The sequence below is a fragment of the Pseudomonas sp. Root71 genome (genome assembly GCF_001429045.1).
Classification (GTDB): domain Bacteria; phylum Pseudomonadota; class Gammaproteobacteria; order Pseudomonadales; family Pseudomonadaceae; genus Aquipseudomonas; species Aquipseudomonas monachiensis.
Map to the genome: position 1 here is coordinate 398,287 of NZ_LMHY01000027.1, position 22,794 is coordinate 421,080.

The window sequence follows — 22,794 nt, forward strand, 5'->3', positions numbered from 1 at the left end:
ATGGAATGATGAAAACCTTCCCACTCAAGACGCTACTGGCCGCTCTCACCACCTTCGCCCTCCTGGGCTGCAACACAATCCCCCAGCCGACAGAAATCAAACGGGAAATCCTGCTGCAAAGCAGCAAGTCGTGGGATAACACACCTTACATTCGCTACCCGGACGCCGCGCCCGAACTGACCGTGCTCAAACTCACGATCCCTGCCAATAGCAAACTCCCCTGGCACACTCATCCGATTCCCAACGCGGCTTACATCCTCTCTGGCGAGCTGATAGTCGAAGACAGGAACAGCGGCCAGACCCGGCGTATCAAACCAGGCGAAGCGCTGGCCGAAATGGTCAACATCACCCATCGCGGCGTCACCGGCGATGAACCGGTAGAACTTGTTGTGTTCTATGCTGGCAGCGAAGGCATTCCATTGGCGGAGTAGTCCTTGCTTCACACAGGAAGTCCGAATGCGGCCACTTTTACTCCTTCTACTGCTGTCCTTCATTTTTCCTGTGATGGCCCAAATCTACAGATACACCGATGCTGCCGGTAATACCGCCTACAGCAATCAACCGCCCGATGGCGTTGAAGCCCGGGCGGTGGATCTGCCACCACTCAACAGCATCGAACGCCAACCACCCGGCGATCTTGCGCAACCTCAGGCAGGCAATATCCCCGAGCCAATCCACGGCGCCTACGAAAAACTGGAACTCACCGGCCTGCCCACCACAGAAGCGTTACGCGCCAACAATGGCACCTTCACGATAAACGTACTGATCAAACCGCACCTGCAACGCCCTCACCTGTTGCGCCTGCTGCTGGACGGTCAACCCTACGGCGAGCCAGGCAATGTACCGACCCTGCAACTGGTGAACATCGATCGCGGCGAACACCGTCTCGCCGTGCAAGTGATCGATGGCGAAAATGTTGTGCAGCAGAGCCCGGCGGTGACATTCACCGTACAGCGGGTGCACAAGCCTTGAAGGCCTGGTTACTGATCGCCTGCCTGATCGCCCTGCCCGCCTCGGCAGAGGTCTTCATGTATCTCGATGCTCAGGGCAATCGGGTTTTCACCGACCAGCCCAAACCCGGCGAAGCCAGGCGCGTACCACTGATAACGAGCAATCGAATAGCGGCCACTCCCACCAGTGCAGCGCCATCGCTTGCCCAGAGCAGCCCCGAAGTACAAGCGCTGTTCCACTATGAGGTGCTGCGCATCCTGATCCCGGAACCCGACGCAACCATCCGTAGCAACACCGGCGAAGTCATCATCAGCGCCACCAACGAACCCGCCCTGCAACCCGGCCACCGTTACCGGTTGCTGCTCGACGGCCAGCCCACCGCCGACCCCGGCCTGAGCCCGGTGTTCGCCTTGAGCAACATCGATCGCGGCAGCCATACCCTGTCCGTGGAAATCCTCGATGAACAGGGACGCATCGTCGAACGCACCGCCAGCCAGCCTTTCCACATGCAGCGCACGTCTCTCGCCCAGAAGCGCAGGATCAAACCCTGTGTCCTCGAAGACTACGGCCAGCGGCCGGAATGCCCGTTCAGCGACAAACCTGGCGAAGAAAAAAATCCTTTCCTGAGACTTTTCTAACCTCATTCAGGTTTGCGCACTATATTGGTGCAATAGCTTGCACCGCACTCACATTCCAACCCATTTTGGTTCGAAAGTACCCGCGAAAGCTGGCAGAACGCCACGCAAACGAGCGTCAAACGCCTGTTTCAGGCCTTGAGCGCTTCTTTTCGGAGCCTTGGTTTGGTTTTTGCATTTTGCCCGTACCAGCGTTTTTTTTTTGCGCATGCTCTGCCCTAAAAGAGGTCCCGATGACCATTAGCGACGCGCTCCACCGTTTGCTACTCGACAACCTCACCACTGCCACCATCCTGCTCGACGCCGAACTGCGCCTCGAGTACATGAACCCGGCGGCGGAGATGCTGCTGGCCATCAGCGGTCAGCGCAGCCATGGACAGTTCATCAGTGAGTTGTTTACCGAATCGACCGAGGCGCTGAACTCGTTGCGCCAGGCCGTCGAGCAAGCGCACCCGTTCACCAAGCGCGAAGCGATGCTCACCGCCCTCACCGGCCAGACCCTGACCGTCGACTACGCGGTAACGCCGATCCTGAGCAACGGCGACACCATGCTGCTGCTCGAAGTCCACCCCCGTGACCGCCTGCTGCGGATCACCAAGGAAGAAGCACAGCTGTCGAAACAGGAAACCAGCAAGATGCTGGTGCGCGGCCTTGCCCATGAAATCAAGAACCCCCTGGGCGGGATACGCGGCGCGGCACAATTGCTGGCCCGGGAACTGCCGGAAGAAAGCCTGCGCGACTACACCAACGTCATCATCGAAGAAGCCGACCGCCTGCGTAACCTGGTGGACCGCATGCTCGGCTCCAACAAGCTGCCGTCGCTGGCCATGTGCAACATCCACGAAGTGCTTGAGCGTGTCTGCCATCTGGTGGAGGCCGAAAGCCAGGGCTGCATCACCTTGGTGCGCGACTACGATCCAAGCATTCCCGACGTCCTGATCGACCGCGAGCAAATGATTCAGGCCGTGCTGAACATCGTGCGCAACGCCATGCAGGCCATCAGCAGCCAGAACGAACTGCGCCTGGGTCGCATCAGCCTGCGCACCCGCGCGATGCGCCAGTTCACCATCGGCCACGTACGCCATCGCCTGGTGACCAAGATCGAGATCATCGACAACGGTCCGGGCATCCCGGCAGAACTTCAGGAAACCATTTTCTTCCCCATGGTCAGCGGTCGTCCGGACGGTACCGGGCTGGGCCTGGCCATTACCCAGAACATCATCAGCCAGCACCAGGGCCTGATCGAATGTGACAGCCACCCCGGCCACACCACCTTCTCGATCTTTCTGCCACTGGAACAAGGAGCCACATCGACATGAGCCGTAGTGAAACCGTGTGGATCGTCGATGACGACCGTTCTATCCGTTGGGTCCTGGAAAAAGCCTTGCAACAGGAAGGCATGACCACGCAAAGCTTCGACAGCGCCGATGGCGTGATGAGCCGCCTGGCGCGCCAGCAGCCGGACGTGATCATCTCCGACATCCGCATGCCCGGCGCCAGTGGCCTGGACCTTCTGGCGCGGATTCGCGAACAGCACCCACGGCTCCCAGTGATCATCATGACCGCGCACTCCGATCTGGACAGCGCTGTCGCGTCCTATCAGGGCGGCGCCTTCGAGTACCTGCCCAAGCCGTTCGATGTCGACGAAGCGGTTTCCCTGGTCAAGCGCGCCAACCAGCACGCTCAGGAACAACAGGGCCTGGAAGTGCCCCCGACCCTGACCCGCACCCCGGAAATCATCGGCGAAGCGCCGGCGATGCAGGAAGTGTTTCGCGCCATCGGGCGCTTGAGCCACTCCAACATCACCGTGCTGATCAATGGTGAATCGGGTACCGGCAAGGAGCTGGTGGCCCACGCGCTGCACCGTCACAGCCCGCGCGCCGCTTCGCCATTCATTGCGCTGAACATGGCGGCGATCCCCAAGGACCTGATGGAATCCGAACTGTTCGGCCATGAGAAAGGCGCATTCACGGGCGCCGCCAACCTGCGTCGCGGGCGTTTCGAACAAGCCGATGGCGGTACGCTGTTCCTCGACGAGATCGGTGACATGCCCGCCGACACCCAGACCCGCTTGCTGCGGGTACTGGCCGATGGCGAGTTCTACCGCGTCGGTGGTCATGTGCCGGTGAAGGTCGATGTGCGCATCATCGCTGCGACTCACCAGAATCTGGAAACCCTGGTGCACGCCGGGAAATTCCGAGAGGACTTGTTCCACCGCCTCAATGTGATCCGCATCCATATCCCGCGCCTGTCGGATCGTCGCGAAGACATCCCGACCCTGGCCAAGCACTTCCTCGGCCGCGCCGCCCAGGAACTGGCGGTCGAGCCTAAGCTGCTGAAAAGTGAAACCGAGGAATACCTGAAGAACCTGCCGTGGCCCGGCAACGTGCGTCAGTTGGAGAACACCTGCCGCTGGATCACGGTGATGGCTTCGGGTCGCGAAGTGCACATCGGCGACCTGCCGCCGGAACTGCTGAGCCTGCCGCAGGACTCGGCACCGGTCACCAACTGGGAACAGGCCCTGCGCCAGTGGGCTGACCAGGCACTGGCCCGTGGTCAGTCGAGCCTGCTCGACAGCGCTGTACCAGCCTTCGAGCGGATCATGATCGAGACCGCCCTCAAGCACACCGCCGGTCGCCGCCGCGATGCCGCCGTCTTGCTGGGCTGGGGACGCAACACCCTGACCCGCAAGATCAAGGAATTGGGGATGAAGGTTGATGGCGGGGATGATGATGAGGGGGATGAGGGTTAAATCTGGCTTTCGAGTTTAGTCGCAAGCGAAAAGATCGCAGCCTCCGGCAGCTCCTACAGTCGTACGCAAGACCCAGTAGGAGCTGCCGAAGGCTGCGATCTTTTTTGGCCGATAACAACGCCCCATGCACCGCCGCAATGCACCGTGAACCGCAATCGCGCACAAAAACAGCTTCGAATCCCCGCCTGCTTTCGCAACCGAATCCCTTTCGAAAAAACACGAAAGCCCCGAATTCCGGGGCTTTCAGCGCTTCAAAGCGATTTTTTGTTTCTCTTTGTGAAAACTGGCACGCCCCCTGCAACAACCCTTTCAGGTGAATCAGTTCACCCACCCGGTTTCGGGGACCTTGGTACAGGCAGGCCGGGGATTCCCCTCTTTACATCGGGCTCACACCGCACCCGCGACGAGCCCCGCAGTTTTGGGGCCCTTGATACAGGCAGGTCAGGGGTTCCTTCTTTACACCAGGCTCACACCGCACTCGCGACGAGCCTCCCGTTTCGGGAACCTTGGTACAGGCAGGCCGGGGATTCCCTCTTTTATTGCTCCCGGAGATGGATCTCCAGCCGCCAGCGGTCATCGACCTCGCTACCGGCCCATTGGCCCTGCAGAGGCCGGGCCGCCACCAGTGTCAGCAACAACCCCCCATCGCTCAAACGTACCCGCCAGTTCACGTCCTTGCCACCGAGCTTGAGCTGACCTTTCTGCGCCTTGCCCTCGGCGCCAAACAGTAGCGCAACACTGCCATCAACCATCTCGCCGTGGGTCTTGGGCTCATTGTTGAACCACACCACCAGCCCGTCGTTCGTCACTTCCACCTGCTGCAACTGACTGGGGTCCGGCGTGGTCAGGCGACCGATCATCATCCCGACCATCACCCCGACAATCGCCAGCGAGCCCATTACCCGCAGGAATAGTTTCGAACGCACGCCTTCTGGCGGCGTAGAATGCGCGTCATCTTTGCCTTCGGAGCCGTGCATGTTTCACGTCATCCTTTTCCAACCAGAAATTCCGCCGAATACCGGCAACGTTATCAGGCTGTGCGCCAACAGTGGCTGCCACCTGCATTTGATCGAACCGCTGGGTTTCGAGATGGACGACAAGCGCCTGCGCCGGGCCGGCCTCGACTACCACGAGTATGCCACCCTGCAACGCCACGCGGACCTTGCCAGCTGCCTGGAGAGCCTCGGCCATCCACGACTGTTCGCCTTCACCACCAAGGGTTCGCGGCCGTTCCACGATGCCAGCTTCGTCCCGGGCGACGCGTTCCTGTTCGGCCCGGAAAGCCGGGGCTTGCCCGCCGAGGTGCTAGACGCCCTGCCGAGCGAGCAACGCCTGCGCCTGCCGATGCGCGAGGGCTGCCGCAGCCTGAACCTGTCCAATACCGTGGCAGTGGCCGTGTACGAAGCCTGGCGTCAGAACGACTTCAAGTAACACCATGACCCAATGTAGGAGCTGCCGAAGGCTGCGATCTTTTGATTTTGATTTTCAAGATCAAAAGATCGCAGCCTTCGGCAGCTCCTACTCGAAGGTTTCGTTTGCTCCATGAAAAAAGCGCCTTCGGAGGCGCTTTTTTCATGGAGCAAACGAAGCTTTTACTGAACGGTCGGAGTCTCGCCAGCAGCCTGCATGCGTTGCAGCTCTTGCGCGTACAGCGCATCGAAGTTCACCGGAGCCAGCATCAGTGCCGGGAACGAACCGCGGGTCACCAGGCTGTCCAGGGTTTCGCGAGCGTACGGGAACAGGATGTTCGGGCAGAACGCACCCAGGGTGTGGCTCATCGAGGCGTCGTCCAGATTCTTGATCAGGAAGATACCGGCCTGTTGCACTTCAGCGATGAACGCCACTTCGTCACCGTTTTTCACGGTAACCGACAGGGTCAGCACGACCTCGTGAAAGTCAGCTTCCAGCGTCTTCTGACGGGTGTTCAGATCCAGACCGACGCTCGGCTCCCACTGCTGGCGGAAGATCGCCGGGCTTTTCGGAGCTTCGAAGGACAGGTCACGCACATAAATGCGCTGCAAGGAGAATTGCGGTGCAGTTTCTTCTTCGTTCGCAGCAGTGTTCTGTTGGTCAGTCATCGCAGATCCTTCTTGATCCAGGGTTCTTTTAGGTTTGCTTGTTTGGGATATTGCCGTCAGGCCCTGAGCAGCGCGTCGAGCTTGCCGGCGCGCTCCAGGGCAAACAGATCATCACATCCGCCCACGTGTGTGCTGCCGATCCAGATTTGCGGCACGGACGTACGCCCGGCCTTCTGGGCCATCGCAGCGCGCACCTGCGGCTTGCCATCGACCTTGATCTCTTCGAAGGCCACGCCTTTGTTCTCGAGCAGGTACTTGGCTCGCGAGCAGTAAGGGCAGTAATCGCTGGAATAGACGACGACGCTGCTCATATCACTTCACCAGCGGCAGATTGTCGGCTTTCCAGCTGGAGATACCGCCGGACAGCTTGGCGGCGGTGAAGCCGGATTTCATCAGTTCGCGGGCGTGGGTGCCAGCGGTCTGGCCCATGGCGTCGACCAGGATGATGGTCTTGGCCTTGTGCTTTTCCAGCTCACCAACGCGGGCGGTCAGTTTGTCCTGGGGAATGTTCAGCGCGCCGACAATGTGACCGGCGGCGAAATCCTTGGTCGGACGAATGTCGATTACCACGCCTGCGTCCTTGTTGACCAGCCCGGTCAGTTCGCCGGTGCTCAGGCTACGGCCGCCGCCCTGCATTTGATAGGCAATCAGCAACGCCAGCAGTACGACGAAGATACCGACGAGAATGTAGTGGTTAGTGGCAAATTGAATCAGGTTAGCAACCATCGAAGGAGGTTCCAGGGCGTTAAAATGTCGGCCAGTATACACAGCCACTATGGTGGGCCAAACCCCGTCCGGCGGTGACGCGGCCGGAACTTCGCTTTAAACTGCGACTCCCTTTTTCCATTACCCCTTTTACCTCAGCCACGAGTGGATTCCATGACTACCACGCCTAAACCTTTGGTCCTGATGATTCTCGACGGCTTCGGTCACAGCGACAATCCCGAATCCAACGCCATTTTCGCGGCGAAGAAGCCTGTACTGGATCGTCTGTGGGCCACCGTGCCGAACGGCCTGATCTCGGGCAGCGGCATGGACGTCGGCCTGCCGGATGGCCAGATGGGCAACTCCGAAGTCGGCCACATGAACCTGGGCGCCGGCCGCGTGGTGTATCAGGATTTCACTCGCGTGACCAAATCGATCCGTGACGGCGAGTTCTTCGAGAACCCGACCATCTGCGCTGCCGTGGACAAAGCCGTCGCCGCCGGCAAAGCCGTGCATTTCATGGGTCTGCTGTCCGATGGCGGCGTGCACAGCCACCAGGATCACCTGGTCGCCATGGCCGAACTGGCCTTCAAGCGCGGCGCACAAAACATCTACCTGCACGCCTTCCTCGACGGCCGCGACACCCCGCCGAAAAGCGCGCAGTCGTCGATCGAGCTGCTGGACGCGACCTTCCAGGCCCTGGGCAAGGGCCGGATCGCCAGCATCATCGGCCGCTACTACGCCATGGACCGCGACAACCGTTGGGACCGCGTGTCCCAGGCCTACAACCTGATTGTCGATGGCCAGGGCGAATTCAACGCCGCCACCGCCCAGGAAGGCCTGCAAGCGGCCTACGAGCGTGGCGAGAGCGACGAATTCGTCAAGGCCACCTCCATCGGTGAGCCGGTAAAAGTCGAAGACGGCGATGCCGTGGTGTTCATGAACTTCCGCGCCGACCGTGCCCGCGAGCTGACCCGCGTGTTCGTCGAAGACAACTTCAGTGAGTTCGAGCGTGCCCGCCAGCCGAAACTGGCCGGTTTCGTCATGCTGACCCAATATGCCGCCAGCATCCCCGCGCCCTCGGCTTTCGCCGCCGGCAGCCTGGAAAACGTGCTGGGCGACTACCTGGCGAAAAACGGCAAGACCCAACTGCGCATCGCTGAAACCGAAAAATACGCCCACGTGACCTTCTTCTTCTCCGGCGGCCGCGAAGAACCGTTCCCGGGCGAAGAACGCATCCTGATCCCCTCGCCGAAAGTCGCCACCTATGACTTGCAACCGGAAATGAGCGCACCGGAAGTCACCGACCGCATCGTCGACGCCATCGAAAACCAGCGTTACGACGTGATCGTGGTCAACTACGCCAACGGCGACATGGTCGGCCACAGCGGCGTGTTCGAAGCGGCGGTCAAGGCCGTTGAGTGCCTGGACCTGTGCGTAGGTCGCATCGTCGATGCCCTGGAAAAAGTCGGCGGCGAAGCCTTGATCACCGCTGACCATGGCAACGTCGAGCAAATGTCCGATGAAACCACCGGCCAGGCGCACACTGCGCACACCACCGAGCCGGTACCGTTCATCTATGTCGGCAAGCGCGACCTGAAGGTCCGCGAAGGCGGCGTTCTGGCGGACGTGGCGCCGACCATGCTCAAGTTGCTGGGCCTTGAGCAACCGGCGGAAATGACCGGGACTTCGATTCTGGTCTGACTGGATCTCCAAAACGCCACAAAACCTTTGGGAGCGAGCTTGCTCGCGATAGCAATCTGACAGCCAACATCTATGTTGAATGATCGGACGCCATCGCGAGCAAGCCCGCTCCCACAGTGGTTTATGGAGTTTTCGAAATGGAATTCAGTCTGTCGCTTGCTCCAGTCATCACACAGTCAGAAATGGGCATTTTTTTTGCCGCCCATGGCGGGCATACTAGGCCGTCCCTTTCCCTGGTGCCGCCCGCCCCTATGCTCCGCGTCCTGATAGCCCTAGCTCTGACTTGCCTGCTCCAACCGGCCTTTGCTGACGAGCGCGCAGATACCCAACAACAGTTGGACGCCACGCGTCAGGACATTGCCGAGCTGAAGAAGCTGCTGGGCAAGTTGCAGGAAGAAAAGTCCGGTGTGCAGAAAGAGCTCAAGGGTACCGAAACCGAAATGGGCAAGCTCGAGAAGCAGGTCGATGCCCTGCAAAAAGAGCTGAAGAAAAGCGAAGCCGAGCTGCAGCGCCTCGATGCAGAGAAAAAAAAACTCCAGAGCGCGCGTATTGAACAACAGCGATTGATCGCCATCCAGGCCCGCGCGGCCTACCAGAACGGTCGCCAGGAATACCTCAAACTGCTGCTCAACCAGCAGAATCCGGAAAGATTCGCTCGTACCCTCACCTATTACGACTACCTGAGCCAGGCTCGCCTGGAGCAGTTGAAGAATTTCAACGAAACCCTGCGCCAACTGTCCAATGTCGAGAAAGACATCGCCATGCAGCAGGCGCAATTGCTGGTGCAGCAAAGCAGCCTCGACACCCAGCGTGACGAGCTCGAGAAAGTCCGCAAGGAGCGCCAGCAAGTCCTGGCCAAACTCAATGACGACGTAAAGGCTCGCGATCAGAAACTGGCGGCACGCGAGCAGGATCAGGCAGACCTGTCTAAAGTCCTTAAAACCATTGAAGAAACCCTGGCGCGCCAGGCTCGTGAGGCAGAAGAAGCGCGGCAAAAAGCGCTGATTGCCCAGCAGGAAGCCGAAAAAAAGCGTTTACGTGAGGCCCAGGCGCAGGCAGATGCCAGCGACGACGCCCCACGCAAACCGGTCAGATCAACGCCTGGCGCTCTGGTTTCCAGTTCCGGCGAGACTTTTGGCGGCCCGTTTGCGTCAACCCGCGGCAAACTTCCCTGGCCTGTCGATGGTCGACTGCTGGCGCGCTACGGTGAAAGCCGCGGCGACGATGCCCGGACCAAGTGGGATGGCGTGATGATCAGCGCGTCTGCCGGCAGCACCGTGCATGCGGTGCATGGTGGTCGCGTAGTGTTTGCCGACTGGCTGCGAGGCGCCGGGTTGCTGGTGATCCTCGACCACGGCAACGGTTTTTTGAGTCTTTATGGTCACAACCAGACGCTGCTCAAGTCTGCGGGTGACGTGGTAAAAGCCGGTGAGTCCATCTCCACTGTGGGTAGCAGTGGCGGACAAGACACACCGGCATTGTATTTCGCGATTCGTCAGCAGGGTCACCCGAGTGATCCGGCGCAATGGTGCCGCGCGCAAGGATAAGTGCGTTACCTAATTCAGGAGTTTGTTAGACATGCTGCATTTGTCCCGCCTTACCTCGCTGGCCCTGACGATCGCCCTGGTGATCGGCGCGCCTCTGGCGTTTGCCGCTCAACCAGCGCCGGCGGTTGCGCCTGCGGGCACTGCTGCGACCACCAAGGCGCCACTGCCGCTGGATGAGTTGCGCACCTTTGCCGAGGTGATGGACCGGATCAAGGCCGCTTATGTCGAACCGGTGGACGACAAGACCCTGCTGGAAAACGCCATCAAGGGCATGCTCAGCAACCTCGATCCGCATTCCGCCTACCTGGGCCCTGAAGATTTCGCCGAGCTGCAGGAAAGCACCAGCGGTGAGTTCGGCGGCCTGGGCATTGAAGTCGGCGCCGAAGACGGCTTCATCAAGGTGGTGTCGCCCATTGACGACACTCCGGCCTCCAAGGCCGGCATTCAGGCCGGCGACTTCATCGTCAAGATCAACGGCCAGCCGACCCGCGGCCAGAGCATGACCGAAGCCGTCGACAAGATGCGCGGCAAGATCGGCCAGAAAATCACCCTGACCCTGGTGCGCGACGGTGGCACGCCGTTCGACGTAACCCTGGCCCGCGCCGTCATCCAGGTGAAGAGCGTGAAGAGCCAGTTGCTGGAATCGGGCTATGGGTATATCCGCATCACCCAGTTCCAGGTCAAGACCGGCGAAGAAGTTTCCAAGGCCCTGGCCAAGCTGCGCAAGGAAAACGGCAAGAAGCTCAAGGGCATCATTCTCGACCTGCGCAACAACCCGGGCGGCGTGTTGCAAGCGGCGGTGGAAGTGGTCGACCACTTCATCACCAAGGGCCTGATCGTTTACACCAAGGGCCGCATCGCCAACTCCGAGCTGCGTTTCTCTGCCACCGGCAAGGACGAAAGCGAAGCGGTGCCAATGGTCGTGCTGATCAACGGCGGCAGCGCCTCGGCTTCGGAAATTGTCGCCGGTGCCCTGCAGGACCAGAAACGCGCCGTGCTGATGGGCACCACCAGTTTCGGCAAGGGCTCGGTACAGACGGTTCTGCCGCTTAACAACGAGCGCGCACTGAAGATCACCACGGCGTTGTATTACACGCCGAACGGCCGCTCCATCCAGGCCCAGGGCATCGTGCCGGACATCGAAGTGCGCAAGGCCAAGATCACCAGCGAACAGGACAGCGACTACTTCAAGGAAGCCGACTTGCAGGGTCACCTGGGCAACGGCAACGGCGGCGCCGACAAACCGACCGGTTCCAGCGGCAAAGCCAAGCCGATGCCGCAGGACGATGATTACCAATTGGCCCAGGCCCTGAGCCTGCTCAAAGGGCTGAGCATCACATCCGGCCGTTGAGATGTTTCTGCGGTTGCTGATCGGTCTGTTGTGTTGTCTGGCGGGTGTTGCTCATGCAGAGCCCGCCGGATCCACGCCCCACAAAGCCTACCTGAGCCTGATCATCGATGACCTGGGGCAGAACCTGCCCCGGGATCGCCGCGTACTCACCCTGCCTGGCCCCGTGACCACGGCAATCATGCCCGACACACCCCACGCCACCGAATTCGCCCGCGAAGCCCATCGCGCCGGCAAGATCGTCATCCTGCACATGCCCATGGACCCGGCCACCGGACCGTTCGCCTGGCACCCCGAGCTGCCCGTCGAAGAGCTGGAAAAGCGCCTGGACGCCGCATTCAAAATGGTTCCGTATACCAGCGGCATCAACAACCACATGGGCAGCCGCATGACCGCGCAACCAGTCGCCATGGCGTGGTTGATGGCGGATTTGCAGCGCCGGCACAAGTTCTTCGTCGACAGCCGTACCAGCGCCCAGACCGTGGCCGCCGCCCAAGCGCAGAAGATCGGTTTGGCGAGCGTTTCACGGGATGTATTTCTCGACGATGAGCGTACTGAGGCGGCGATCCTGATCCAGCTGCAAACCGCGATCAGCCTCGCGCGCAAGCAGGGCTCGGCGGTGATGATCGGTCATCCGTATCCGCAGACGCTGGCGGTGCTGGAGCGTGAATTACCCAGGCTCAAGGCCCAGGGGATCGAATGGATTGATATCCGACAGATGATCAGTGTGCGCGGAAACCGGGCGACTGCGGCACATGGAAAGGATGGCGTATACCGCTAGCAGTTACACCGCAAAATCCCTGTGGGAGCGAGCTTGCTCGCGATGGCGTCGTGTCAGTCGACATCATTGTTGAATGACAGATCGCTATCGCGAGCAAGCTCGCTCCCACAGGGGCTCAGGCATGACTAAAGGGTTGGTGTTGATCCTAGAGATACTGCGCCATGATCTCGTCCACCCGCCCTTCCTTGCGCATCTGGTCCAGCGCCGCCTGGAGCTTGGCCACCGTCTCGTCCGGCACGCCCCTGTTCAGTGCCAGGTACAGTTCGGCACTGTTGAAACGCAGTACGGTTTTCAACCCGCTGACCCCTTCCTGGCGCGCCAGATAGCGCCCGGCCGGATCACCGGTGGCCCACAGGTCGATCTGACCGTTGACCAGTTTCCTGGCGTTGTCTTGATCGCGCAGCACAACGATCGGCTGGAGGCCTTGTTTGGCAAGCGTCTCGGCAATGGCGTCGCCCTTGTAGGCGCCGATCTTGTATTTGCGCGCGTCATTCAAGGTTTCAAGGGTGATCTTGCTGTCAGCCTTGGCCAGCATGATCCAGTCGTCCGGGCCAATCGGACCGACCCATTTGAATAGCTTTTCGCGATCGGGCAGGCGCGCCATGACGAATACGCCGTAACCGGGTTTTTCCAGGGCGAGTTTGTAGACCCGCTCCCAAGGGAAACGCAACGTCAGGCTGTAGCTAATGCCGGCGCGCTTGAATATCTCGCGGACGATATCGGTGGCGATGCCATTGATGTTCTCGTCCTGAGCGAAGTTCTTGCCGTTCTTCGCCATGTTGTACGGCGGGAAGTTCTCTGTCAGCAACACCAGGTCGGTATCGGGGCTGTCTTTAGCGTTTGCTCCGCTGATCAACAACAGAGAAGCGCTGGCAAGGACGAGAAGAAAGCGTTTAAGCATGTCTGGCTACCGAAATCCATGGCGTACCCAAGAGTGCCTTGGGTATGCCATGGTGTCCACTAGCCTGTACCGGTTTGTTTAACGCATCACGATTCCGCGATGGGCCATATAGGCCTTGGCTTCCTGCACGGTGTATTCGCCGAAGTGGAAAATACTCGCCGCCAGTACCGCGCTGGCGTGGCCTTCGATAATGCCGTCGGCCAGGTGTTGCAGGTTGCCGACACCGCCGGAGGCGATCACCGGAATGCCCAGTGCGTCGCTGATGGCGCGGGTAACACCCAGATCGAAACCGTTTTTCATGCCGTCCTGGTCCATGCTGGTCAGCAGGATTTCGCCAGCACCCAGGCCTTCCATCTTCTTCGCCCACTCAACGGCGTCGAGGCCGGTTGGCTTGCGACCGCCATGGGTGAAGATTTCCCAGCGCGGGGTTTCGCCAGGTCCGGAAACCTTCTTCGCGTCGATGGCCACCACTATGCATTGCGAACCGAAATGCTGCGCGGCTTCGCCGACGAATTCCGGGTTGAACACTGCTGCAGTGTTGATCGAAACCTTGTCCGCACCGGCATTGAGCAGGTTGCGGATGTCTTGCACGGTGCGCACGCCACCGCCCACGGTCAGCGGGATGAACACCTGGCTGGCCATGCGCTCGACGGTGTGCAGCGTGGTGTCGCGGCCATCGACGCTGGCGGTGATGTCGAGAAAGGTAATCTCGTCGGCGCCCTGCTCGTCGTAGCGACGGGCAATTTCCACCGGGTCACCGGCGTCGCGGATGTTTTCGAATTTCACACCCTTGACCACCCGGCCGTTGTCCACGTCCAGGCAAGGGATGATGCGTTTGGCCAGCGCCATGATCAGTCCTCAGCCTTTGTACGAATCGCAGAAAGCTTGCGCTTGAGCGACATCGAGGGTGCCTTCGTAGATCGCACGGCCCGTGATCGCGCCGATGATGCCTGGCGCCTTGGCGTCGAGCAGGGTCTTGATGTCACCCAGGTTGTGGATGCCGCCGGAAGCGATCACCGGGATCTTTGTTGCAGCAGCCAGTGCGGCGGTGAACGGTACGTTGCAGCCCTGCATCATGCCGTCTTTGGCGATGTCGGTATAAACGATCGAAGACACGCCGTCGGCTTCGAATTGCCTGGCCAGGTCGATCACCTGGATGGTGCTGATTTCAGCCCAGCCGTCAGTGGCGACAAAACCGTCCTTGGCGTCCAGACCCACGATGATTTTGCCCGGGAACGCGCGGCAGGCTTCGGCAACGAAGGCCGGATCTTTCACGGCCTTGGTGCCGATGATCACGTAGCTCACGCCCGCTTTCACGTAGTGCTCGATGGTTTCCAGGGAGCGGATACCGCCGCCGATCTGGATCGGCAGGTTCGGATAGCGCTTGGCGATGGCGGTGACCACTTCGCCGTTGACTGGCTTGCCTTCAAACGCGCCGTTCAGGTCGACCAGATGCAGACGACGGCAACCGCCCTCCACCCACTTGGCAGCCATGCTCACCGGGTCATCGGAGAACACCGTGGAATCTTCCATGCGGCCCTGGCGCAGACGAACACAGGCACCGTCTTTAAGATCGATAGCGGGAATAATCAGCATCTGGCAAACCTTCAAATTTGAATGTTCAGCTTGGCTCGGAAATCAGTTTTTCTCGAGCGCCCACAGGTCGCTTTCGATGCTTTCGAACCTCTCTTTGAGGTGCGCCTGCACATCGAAAATCGCCCTGTTGTAATAGTGCGGAGCAATTTCACGGGTAAACAGCTCAAGAATCTCCGCCGCCTCGAACGAGCCGAGGTCGAGTTCGAAGCGGTCTTCCATGAAACGCTTGATCTTGCGATTGGCCTCGCTCTCTTGCTCGGGAGTGAGGGTCAGGATCGGGGGTTTCTTCTTGACTGCCATTTACCAGCGACCGTCCCACGCAGCGAAGTTCTGCAGCAACTGCAGGCCATGGGTATGGCTTTTCTCCGGGTGGAACTGCACGGCGAAACGCGAGCCTTCGGCCAGCGCCGCGGCGAAATCGACACCGTAGTGACCGCCACCGACCACCTGCCGCGCGTTGGCGGCAGCGATGTAGTAGCTGTGCACGAAGTAGAACCGCGCCATGTCCGGAATATCGTGCCACAGCGGGTGACTGACCTTCTGCTTCACTTCGTTCCAGCCCATGTGCGGGACTTTCAGGTGTTCGCCATCTTCGACCAGATCCTTGCCGAAGAACTTCACCGCGCCCGGGAACAGGCCGATGCAGTCGACGCCGTCGTTCTCTTCGCTGGTGTCGAGCAAGGCTTGCATGCCCACGCAGATGCCAAGGAACGGACGGTCCTGACTGACTTCACGCACCAGGGAATCGAAGCCGAGGCGACGGATCTCCGCCATGCAATCGCGAATCGCGCCGACGCCGGGGAAAACCACCCGGTCGGCTTCGCGAATCACGCTGGCATCGCTGGTGATCAGCACCTTGCCGGCACCGACGTGCTCGAGGGCCTTGGCCACCGAGTGCAGGTTGCCCATGCCGTAATCGATAACCGCGACTGTCTGCATTACAGGACGCCCTTGGTCGAAGGCATTTGCCCGGCCATGCGGTCATCGAGCTCGACAGCCATGCGCAGGGCGCGGCCGAATGCCTTGAACACGGTTTCGATCTGGTGGTGGGTGTTGGTGCCACGCAGGTTGTCGATGTGCAGGCTGACCAATGCATGGTTGACGAAGCCCTGGAAGAATTCCTGGAACAAGTCAACGTCGAAGCCGCCAACGGTGGCGCGGGTGTACGGCACGTGCATCTGCAGGCCTGGACGACCGGAGAAGTCGATCACCACGCGCGACAACGCTTCATCGAGCGGCACGTAGGCATGGCCGTAGCGACGGATGCCTTTCTTGTCGCCGATGGCTTTGGCAAATGCCTGGCCGAGGGTGATACCGACGTCTTCCACCGTGTGGTGGTCATCGATATGCAAGTCGCCCTTGCTGACGATATCCAGGTCGATCAGCCCGTGACGGGCTATCTGGTCCAGCATGTGCTCAAGAAAAGGAACACCGATATCGAATCGGGCCTTTCCGGTGCCATCGAGGTTGATCGAGGCTTTGATCTGGGTTTCCAGAGTGTCGCGCTCGACAGACGCCTTACGTTCGGCCATCACCAGCTCCGCAAAATCATTGGGCGAAAAAGGCAGCCATTATAGGCGTGCGGGCGCCAAACAGAAACACGAGAGGTGATATCCCTGACGGAGTGAATTCGGGGGTGTCGGCGATAGACATGTCCATACAAGCAAAAGATCGCAGCCTTCGGCAGCTCCTACGGTCGGTGTAGGAGCTGCCGAAGGCTGCGATCTTTTGGCATTGAGCAAATGTGCCTGACACAACACCCGTCAGGCACAGAAGTTTTTAATGGAACAACACCGCCGTCTTCTGCAAGGTCACCCACACACCCCACGCCAGCGGAATGCCCACCACCAGCCACGCTGCAATCGCCAGCGGCTTGGTACCCGGCGCGGCTTTCCACTCCAGCACGGTGCTGCTGTCAGCGCCTTTGTCATGGCCCAGCGCCTGTTCGGCGGCCAGTTCGGCGTCGGTCATGAAGTATTTGTCCGCCACCGGACGCACCAGCAGGTTGCACAGGAAACCCAGTACCAGCAGGCCGGCGAGGATGTACAGGGTGATGTCGTAAGCCGCCGCACGCTCGACACCGATACTCAGCTGGTATTCACGCAGGTAGTTCACCAGCACAGGGCCGAGCACACCGGCAGCAGCCCAAGCGGTCAGCAAACGACCGTGAATCGCACCGACCATTTGCGTACCGAAGAGGTCTGCCAGATACGCAGGAACAGTCGCGAAACCACCGCCATACATCGACAGGATGATGCAGAACGCCGCCACGAACAGCGCAATGCTGCCCAGATGACCCAGGTTCGGAATCAGTCCGTACAAGGCAAAGCCCAAGGCGAAGAACACGAAGTAAGTGTTTTTACGGCCCAGGTAATCCGAGAACGAAGCCCAGAAGAAACGCCCGCCGATGTTGAACAGGCTCAACAAACCGGTGAAACCGGCAGCGATGGCGGCAATCGAAGCCAGTTGCGAGGCATCCAGTTGACCGAAGGCCAGGTCATTGCCCAGCAGCTTGCCCGCGAACACTTCCTGCAGCAGCGGCGACGCCATGCCGAGGATGCCGATACCGGCCGATACGTTCAGGCACAGCACCAGCCACACCAGACGGAACTGCGGCGTCTTCCAGGCCACATTCACGTGAACATGACGATGCGTGATCATCGCGTTCGAGGCTTTTTTCGCCGGGGCCGTCCAGCCTTCAGGCTTCCAGCCGGTTGGCGGAACGCGGTAGGACAGCGCGCCACCGATCATGAACACGAAGTAGATCGCGGCCATCACCAGGAAGCTCTGCCACACGCCGACGCTGGTTGGCGAAGCGAAATGCCCCATCAGCGCCGCCGCCAGCGGAGCGCCGACCATTGCGCCACCGCCGAAGCCCATGATCGCCATGCCGGTCGCCATGCCGCGCTTGTCCGGGAACCATTTGATCAGGGTCGACACCGGCGAAATGTAACCCAGGCCCAGGCCGATACCACCAATGACCCCGGAGCCGATCCACATCAGCCAGATCTGGTGGGTGTACACCCCCAGCGCCGAAATCAGCAGGCCGCCACACCAGCACAGTGCCGATACGACACCGGCCTTGCGCGGTCCGGCGTGTTCCAGCCAGCCACCCCAGATGGCGGCCGAGCAACCCAGGAAGATGAAGAACAGGGTGTAGATCCAGCCAAGCATCGAGATCGGCCAGTCACACTGGGACGAAAAGACTTGTGCGATAAAACTCATGTCCGGTGCGCAGGCCACTGGAGCGGCGATGCCCAGCGCCTTGGACAGCGGCAACCAGAACACCGAAAAGCCGTAGGCCATGCCGATGCACAAGTGGATGGCCAGCGCGGCCGGTGGCACCAGCCAACGGTTGAAACCGGGCTTGGCGATGATCCGCTCCTTGGACAGGAACGCAGGCTGGTCGGCGCTGAAGCCGTCCGCCGTGATGCTCGTGGTCATTGTGTATCCCCCAATTATCAGTATGGTTCGCCAGCCACGGTCCGCTCCCGGCTTCTATGCACGCAGGCCTGACCGTTTTTTGGGTGGAGCACCTTGTTGTGCGACAACAGGTCGCAGAAGGACGGACGAACGGGCAAAGGTTACCATTTGCAAGTGACAGAAAAACCAAACTGACATCACCTTTTGTACGTCATCTGATCTCTATCGCTTCATGACCTCACAGGAATCCCCATGCCGATCATTGTCGAGCCGCTGAACCAAGCCACTGCCCAGGATCGGCAGGATCTGCAGAAGATCTACAGCGACGCCCCGGACTGGCTGTTCCCCCCGTTTTCCGGGGCCTCGCAGTTGATCGAAGACTGTCTGCGCGACGGCACACTGATCGCCGGACGCTTCAATGATCGCCTGCTGGGCGCGGCCCGCTTGCAAAGGCACCAAGACGCCTGGCACTTGTCCCTAATATGTGTGCGAAAGATTACCCGTCGCCGTGGTGTTGCCGAGCGACTGGTCGCCGAAGCCCGGAAAATGGCCGCGCAATCGGGCATGCCCCTGCGCCTGCTGGCGCCCGCCGGGCATCTGGAGGCTCAGGCGCTGGCCGCCAAGCTGAAACTTCCGCTGGATATATTGCCGGCGTGAACACTGACCGGTCGCCTGTTCGGGGGCGCTATACTCCTCGGCTAAATTTTGAATTCGATTAATTACAAGGACTCGCCCATGAAAGCGTTCGGCAAAATCCTGGGTCTGGTACTTCTCGGGCTGTTGCTGATCATTGTGGCGCTGGGCTTTGCCCTGACCCACCTCTTCGATCCCAACGACTACAAAGACGAGATCCGCCAGATTGCCCGCGACAAGGCCCACATCGAGCTGACGCTCAATGGCGATATCGGCTGGAGCCTGTTCCCGTGGCTGGGCCTGGAGCTGCACGACGCCAGTGTGGCGACCCTGGTCAAGCCGGCCGAGCCGTTTGCCGACTTGCAGATGCTCGGCCTATCGGTGCGCGTACTGCCGCTGCTGCGCCGTGAAGTGCAGATGAGCGACGTGCGCGTCGAGGGCCTGAACCTGCGCCTGAACCGCGACAAGGACGGCCACGGCAATTGGGAAGACGTCGGCAAGGTGCCGGCAGCGGCCAACACCGACACGACCGGTACTGCGCCCGCAGCGAGTGAACCTGCGCCCGAAGCCAGCGTCGCGGCCGAAAAACCGCCGCAGCCGATCCGCCTGGACATCGACAGCCTGACCGTGAACAACGCTCGGGTCGAATACAGCGACGAAAAAACCGGCAAGAGTTTCAGCGCCGAAAGCATCCAGTTGAGCACCGGCGCGGTTCACGACTCCGTCAACATTCCGCTCAAGCTCACGGCCTTCCTGTCAGCCAACCAGCCGGCACTGCGAGTGCGTACCGAGCTCAATGGTGAGGTGCGCATCGCACGTGCACTGCAGCGCTATCAGCTCGAAGACATGAAGTTGTCCGGTGAAGTGACCGGCGACCCGTTGCAAGGCAAGACCATGTCGTTCTCCGCCCAGGGGCAGTTGGTGCTGGACAAGGCCGCCAATGTCGCCGAGTGGACAGGCATCAAGATCTCCGCCAACCAATTGCGGGCACTGGGTGAACTGAAGGTCAACGACCTCGACAAGACCCCACAGGTCAGCGGCGGCATCTCGATTGCCCAGTTCGACCTGGCGAAATTCGTCGAAAGCATCGGCCAGAAACTCCCGGCCATGGCCGAAGGCAGCCTGAGCAAGGTCGAGCTGGTCAGCCGTCTGGCAGCAACACCCACCAGCCTGGCGCTCGACGACCTCAACCTGAAAGTCGACGACAGCACCTTCAGCGGCCGCATCGCCGTCGAAGACTTCGCCAGGCAATCGCTGCGCGCAGTACTCAAGGCCGACACCTTCAACGTCGACCGTTACCTGCCGCCAAAATCCGCCGAGGCCAATAGCGCGACACAAGTGCGCCAGGCCGAAGTCGCCAGCACCGAAGCCGATGCCATGGCCGGCGCCGGCAGCACTCCGTTGCCACCCGCACCGACCAAGGACGCCTGGAGCAGCGAGCGCCTGCTGCCTGTGGAACGCTTGAGCAAGCTCGATGTGGACGCCGACCTGAACTTCGGCCAGTTGACCCTGCAAAAACTGCCGATCCATCACGCAGCACTCAAGGCCACCGGCCAGGGCGGCCTGCTGACACTGGCCAACCTGCGCGGCGACCTGTACGAGGGCAACTTCGAAACCACCGGCACGCTCGATGTACGCCAGCCAGTGCCGGCGCTGAACCTGCAGACGAAGATCAGCCGGGTACCGGCAGAAAAAATCCTCGAAAGCCAGGGCAAGAACCCGCCGGTCAAAGGCCTGGTCACGCTCAACAGCAGCCTGACCGGCAGCGGTAACAGCCAGAAAGCGTTGATCGAAACCCTCAACGGCAACGCCAGTTTCGTCATCAACAATGGCGTGCTGCTCAACGCCAACCTTGAGCAACAGCTGTGCAAAGGCATCGCCACGCTCAACCGCAAAACCCTCAACGGCGAACCCCGGGGCAAGGACACACCGTTCCAGGAACTCAAAGGCAACCTGACCTTGCGTAACGGCGTGGCCAGCAATCCGGACCTGAAAGTGCGTATCCCGGGAATGACCGTCAACGGTGACGGCGACATCGATCTGCGAGTGCTGGGCATGGACTACCGCGTCGGCATCATCGTCGAAGGCGATACCAGCGCCATGCCGGACCCGGCCTGCCAGGTCGGCGACAAGTTTGTCGGCATCGAGTGGCCACTGCGCTGCCGCGGCCCGCTGGAACTGGGCGCCAAGGCTTGCCGCCTGGATAATGACCGCATGGGCCAGGTCGCGACCAAACTGGCTGGCGACAGGATCAGCGAAAAAATCGACGAGAAATGGGGCGACAAGGTCGACCCGAAACTGAAAGACGCGCTCAAGGGGCTGTTCAAGCAATGAGAGCCGAACAGTTTTCAACGGCGGTGCTGGACTGGTTCGATCGCCACGGCCGTCACGATTTACCCTGGCAACAAGGCATCAACCCGTATCGGGTGTGGGTTTCGGAAATCATGTTGCAGCAGACCCAGGTCAGCACCGTGCTGAACTACTTCGACCGCTTCATGGCCTCATTGCCTACGGTCGAAGCCCTGGCAGCGGCGCCGGAAGACGAAGTGCTGCACCTGTGGACGGGCCTGGGTTACTACACCCGCGCGCGCAATTTGCAGAAGACCGCGAAGATCGTCGTCGAGCAATACGGCGGCGAATTCCCCCGGGACGTGGAAAAACTCACTGACTTGCCGGGGATCGGCCTGTCCACCGCAGGCGCCATTGCCAGCATCAGCATGGGCCTGCGCGCACCGATCCTCGACGGCAACGTCAAACGGGTGCTGGCGCGCTTTACCGCGCAGGAGGGCTACCCAGGCGAGCCAAAGGTCGCCAAACAGCTCTGGGCCAGCGCTGAGCGCTTTACACCGCACGATCGGGTCAACGCCTACACCCAGGCGATGATGGACCTGGGCGCCACGCTCTGCACCCGCAGCAAACCGAGCTGCCTGCTGTGCCCGCTGGAAAAGGGCTGCGAGGCGCACATGCTCGGCCTGGAAACCCGCTACCCGATTCCCAAGCCGCGCAAGGCGATTCCGCAGAAACGCACATTGATGCCGATGCTTGCCAACGACGAAGGCGCGATCCTGCTTTACCGTCGCCCGTCCACGGGCCTGTGGGGCGGTTTGTGGAGCCTGCCGGAGCTCGACGACCTCGACGACCTGCCGCACCTTGCATCACAGCACTCGCTGGAACTGGGCGCCCAACAGGCATTGCCGAACCTGGTGCACACCTTCAGCCATTTTCAGTTATCCATCGAACCCTGGCTGGTTCAGGTCCAGGAGGCCGGCCATCACGTGGCCGAGGCTGACTGGCTCTGGTATAACCTCGCCACCCCGCCGCGCCTGGGCCTTGCCGCCCCGGTCAAAACCTTGCTCGAACGCGCGGCCGCCGTATTGAACGCAGGAGATTCGTCATGACCCGCACCATCATGTGCCGCAAGTACAAAGAAGAATTGCCAGGCCTGGAGCGCGCTCCCTTCCCGGGCGCCAAAGGCCAGGACATTTTTGACCACGTCTCGCAAAAGGCCTGGGCCGACTGGCAGAAGCACCAGACCCTGCTGATCAACGAAAAACGCCTGAACATGATGAACGCCGAAGATCGCAAATATCTTCAAGGCGAAATGGACAAGTACTTCTCCGGCGAGGATTACGCCAAGGCCGAAGGCTACGTGCCGCCGTCGGAATAACCCCGATTTATCGGGGGTCGGAACGTAAGCGACGGTAATAATTAAATTTTTTTTGAAAACTTGCTTGACGCCC

Annotated in this window: 25 protein-coding genes; 14 read left to right on the forward strand and 11 right to left on the reverse strand. The window is 60.5% G+C overall.

Annotation, left to right across the window (positions count from 1 at the left end; all coding sequences use genetic code 11):
• The first annotated feature begins 8 nt into the window (after positions 1-8).
• The 5 genes from ASD95_RS22220 (at position 9) to ntrC (ending at position 4,338) form a co-directional block, all read left to right on the forward strand.
• Entirely contained in the window at positions 9-431 is a 423-nt protein-coding gene (locus ASD95_RS22220) for a cupin domain-containing protein (RefSeq protein ID WP_056725783.1), read from the forward strand.
• A 25-nt stretch (positions 432-456) separates the two neighbouring features.
• Positions 457-972: a DUF4124 domain-containing protein gene (locus ASD95_RS22225; protein WP_056725784.1), complete on the forward strand. Its 516-nt coding sequence runs from the start codon at positions 457-459 to the stop codon at positions 970-972.
• Positions 969-1,589: a DUF4124 domain-containing protein gene (locus ASD95_RS22230; protein WP_056725785.1), complete on the forward strand. Its 621-nt coding sequence runs from the start codon at positions 969-971 to the stop codon at positions 1,587-1,589. Before ASD95_RS22225 ends, ASD95_RS22230 begins: the two co-directional genes overlap by 4 nt.
• Positions 1,590-1,819: 230 nt before the next feature.
• Positions 1,820-2,905, forward strand: coding sequence for a nitrogen regulation protein NR(II) (gene glnL / locus ASD95_RS22235; RefSeq protein ID WP_056725787.1), 1,086 nt, complete (start codon positions 1,820-1,822; stop codon positions 2,903-2,905).
• Positions 2,902-4,338 (forward strand): nitrogen regulation protein NR(I), encoded by a 1,437-nt coding sequence (gene ntrC / locus ASD95_RS22240; RefSeq protein ID WP_056725788.1) that lies wholly within the window; start codon positions 2,902-2,904, stop codon positions 4,336-4,338. The genes glnL and ntrC overlap by 4 nt, the downstream gene beginning before the upstream one ends.
• Positions 4,339-4,874: 536 nt before the next feature.
• On the opposite strand, the gene ASD95_RS22245 is transcribed toward ntrC, so the two are convergent.
• A complete protein-coding gene (locus tag ASD95_RS22245; protein WP_056725789.1) occupies positions 4,875-5,315 on the reverse strand; it encodes a hypothetical protein in 441 nt (146 codons plus the stop codon).
• Between ASD95_RS22245 and trmL the strand changes: the two genes are divergently transcribed.
• Entirely contained in the window at positions 5,314-5,769 is a 456-nt protein-coding gene (trmL, locus tag ASD95_RS22250) for a tRNA (uridine(34)/cytosine(34)/5-carboxymethylaminomethyluridine(34)-2'-O)-methyltransferase TrmL (protein WP_056725791.1), read from the forward strand. The genes ASD95_RS22245 and trmL overlap by 2 nt on opposite strands.
• A 161-nt stretch (positions 5,770-5,930) precedes the next feature.
• Here trmL and secB read toward each other — a convergent pair whose 3' ends face one another.
• The 3 genes from secB to ASD95_RS22265 are packed head-to-tail and all read right to left on the reverse strand — an operon-like array spanning position 5,931 to position 7,142.
• The gene (gene secB, locus ASD95_RS22255) at positions 5,931-6,416 is read right to left on the reverse strand and encodes a protein-export chaperone SecB (RefSeq protein ID WP_008047739.1); all 486 of its coding nucleotides are present in this window, start codon (positions 6,414-6,416) and stop codon (positions 5,931-5,933) included.
• A 56-nt stretch (positions 6,417-6,472) separates the two neighbouring features.
• Positions 6,473-6,727: a glutaredoxin 3 gene (gene grxC / locus ASD95_RS22260; RefSeq protein WP_008047737.1), complete on the reverse strand. Its 255-nt coding sequence runs from the start codon at positions 6,725-6,727 to the stop codon at positions 6,473-6,475.
• Between the two features lies 1 nt (position 6,728).
• Positions 6,729-7,142, reverse strand: coding sequence for a rhodanese-like domain-containing protein (locus tag ASD95_RS22265; protein WP_008047735.1), 414 nt, complete (start codon positions 7,140-7,142; stop codon positions 6,729-6,731).
• A 153-nt stretch (positions 7,143-7,295) separates the two neighbouring features.
• Here ASD95_RS22265 and gpmI point away from each other — a divergent pair, with 153 nt between their 5' ends.
• From gpmI to ASD95_RS22285, 4 genes are all read left to right on the forward strand, one after another.
• Entirely contained in the window at positions 7,296-8,825 is a 1,530-nt protein-coding gene (gene gpmI / locus ASD95_RS22270; RefSeq protein WP_056725792.1) for a 2,3-bisphosphoglycerate-independent phosphoglycerate mutase, read from the forward strand.
• Positions 8,826-9,076: 251 nt separating this feature from the next.
• Entirely contained in the window at positions 9,077-10,372 is a 1,296-nt protein-coding gene (locus ASD95_RS22275) for a murein hydrolase activator EnvC family protein (protein WP_056725794.1), read from the forward strand.
• Between the two features lie 31 nt (positions 10,373-10,403).
• Positions 10,404-11,723, forward strand: coding sequence for a S41 family peptidase (locus tag ASD95_RS22280; protein ID WP_056725795.1), 1,320 nt, complete (start codon positions 10,404-10,406; stop codon positions 11,721-11,723).
• A gap of 1 nt (position 11,724) precedes the next feature.
• Entirely contained in the window at positions 11,725-12,501 is a 777-nt protein-coding gene (locus ASD95_RS22285) for a divergent polysaccharide deacetylase family protein (RefSeq protein WP_056725796.1), read from the forward strand.
• Between the two features lie 145 nt (positions 12,502-12,646).
• Here the strand turns inward: ASD95_RS22285 and ASD95_RS22290 are convergent, their stop codons facing one another.
• From ASD95_RS22290 to ASD95_RS22320, 7 genes are all read right to left on the reverse strand, one after another.
• The gene (locus ASD95_RS22290) at positions 12,647-13,402 is read right to left on the reverse strand and encodes a substrate-binding periplasmic protein (protein ID WP_056725798.1); all 756 of its coding nucleotides are present in this window, start codon (positions 13,400-13,402) and stop codon (positions 12,647-12,649) included.
• Positions 13,403-13,480: 78 nt separating this feature from the next.
• The gene (hisF, locus tag ASD95_RS22295) at positions 13,481-14,251 is read right to left on the reverse strand and encodes an imidazole glycerol phosphate synthase subunit HisF (protein ID WP_007972752.1); all 771 of its coding nucleotides are present in this window, start codon (positions 14,249-14,251) and stop codon (positions 13,481-13,483) included.
• A 9-nt stretch (positions 14,252-14,260) separates the two neighbouring features.
• Positions 14,261-14,998, reverse strand: coding sequence for a 1-(5-phosphoribosyl)-5-[(5-phosphoribosylamino)methylideneamino]imidazole-4-carboxamide isomerase (gene hisA / locus ASD95_RS22300; RefSeq protein WP_056725799.1), 738 nt, complete (start codon positions 14,996-14,998; stop codon positions 14,261-14,263).
• 42 nt (positions 14,999-15,040) lie between these two features.
• Positions 15,041-15,298 (reverse strand): DUF2164 domain-containing protein, encoded by a 258-nt coding sequence (locus tag ASD95_RS22305; RefSeq protein ID WP_007989200.1) that lies wholly within the window; start codon positions 15,296-15,298, stop codon positions 15,041-15,043.
• Positions 15,299-15,937: an imidazole glycerol phosphate synthase subunit HisH gene (gene hisH, locus ASD95_RS22310; protein WP_056725801.1), complete on the reverse strand. Its 639-nt coding sequence runs from the start codon at positions 15,935-15,937 to the stop codon at positions 15,299-15,301. It lies immediately after the preceding gene.
• Positions 15,937-16,530, reverse strand: a complete 594-nt coding sequence (gene hisB / locus ASD95_RS22315; RefSeq protein ID WP_003218037.1) for an imidazoleglycerol-phosphate dehydratase HisB — start codon at positions 16,528-16,530, stop codon at positions 15,937-15,939. Before hisB ends, hisH begins: the two co-directional genes overlap by 1 nt.
• A 247-nt stretch (positions 16,531-16,777) precedes the next feature.
• Positions 16,778-18,442 (reverse strand): OFA family MFS transporter, encoded by a 1,665-nt coding sequence (locus ASD95_RS22320; RefSeq protein ID WP_056725802.1) that lies wholly within the window; start codon positions 18,440-18,442, stop codon positions 16,778-16,780.
• A 231-nt stretch (positions 18,443-18,673) separates the two neighbouring features.
• On the opposite strand from ASD95_RS22320, the gene ASD95_RS22325 reads away from it, so the two are divergent.
• The 4 genes from ASD95_RS22325 to ASD95_RS22340 all read left to right on the forward strand — a co-directional run bounded on the left by ASD95_RS22325 (position 18,674) and on the right by ASD95_RS22340 (position 22,721).
• Positions 18,674-19,078 carry an acetyl-CoA sensor PanZ family protein gene (locus ASD95_RS22325; protein ID WP_056725804.1) on the forward strand — a complete coding sequence of 135 codons (405 nt, stop codon included), beginning with the start codon at positions 18,674-18,676 and terminating at the stop codon, positions 19,076-19,078.
• A 78-nt stretch (positions 19,079-19,156) separates the two neighbouring features.
• Entirely contained in the window at positions 19,157-21,388 is a 2,232-nt protein-coding gene (locus ASD95_RS22330; RefSeq protein WP_056725806.1) for an AsmA family protein, read from the forward strand.
• The gene (gene mutY, locus ASD95_RS22335) at positions 21,385-22,452 is read left to right on the forward strand and encodes an A/G-specific adenine glycosylase (protein WP_056725809.1); all 1,068 of its coding nucleotides are present in this window, start codon (positions 21,385-21,387) and stop codon (positions 22,450-22,452) included. The genes ASD95_RS22330 and mutY overlap by 4 nt, the downstream gene beginning before the upstream one ends.
• The gene (locus ASD95_RS22340) at positions 22,449-22,721 is read left to right on the forward strand and encodes an oxidative damage protection protein (protein ID WP_007989188.1); all 273 of its coding nucleotides are present in this window, start codon (positions 22,449-22,451) and stop codon (positions 22,719-22,721) included. Before mutY ends, ASD95_RS22340 begins: the two co-directional genes overlap by 4 nt.
• Positions 22,722-22,794 lie beyond the last annotated feature (73 nt).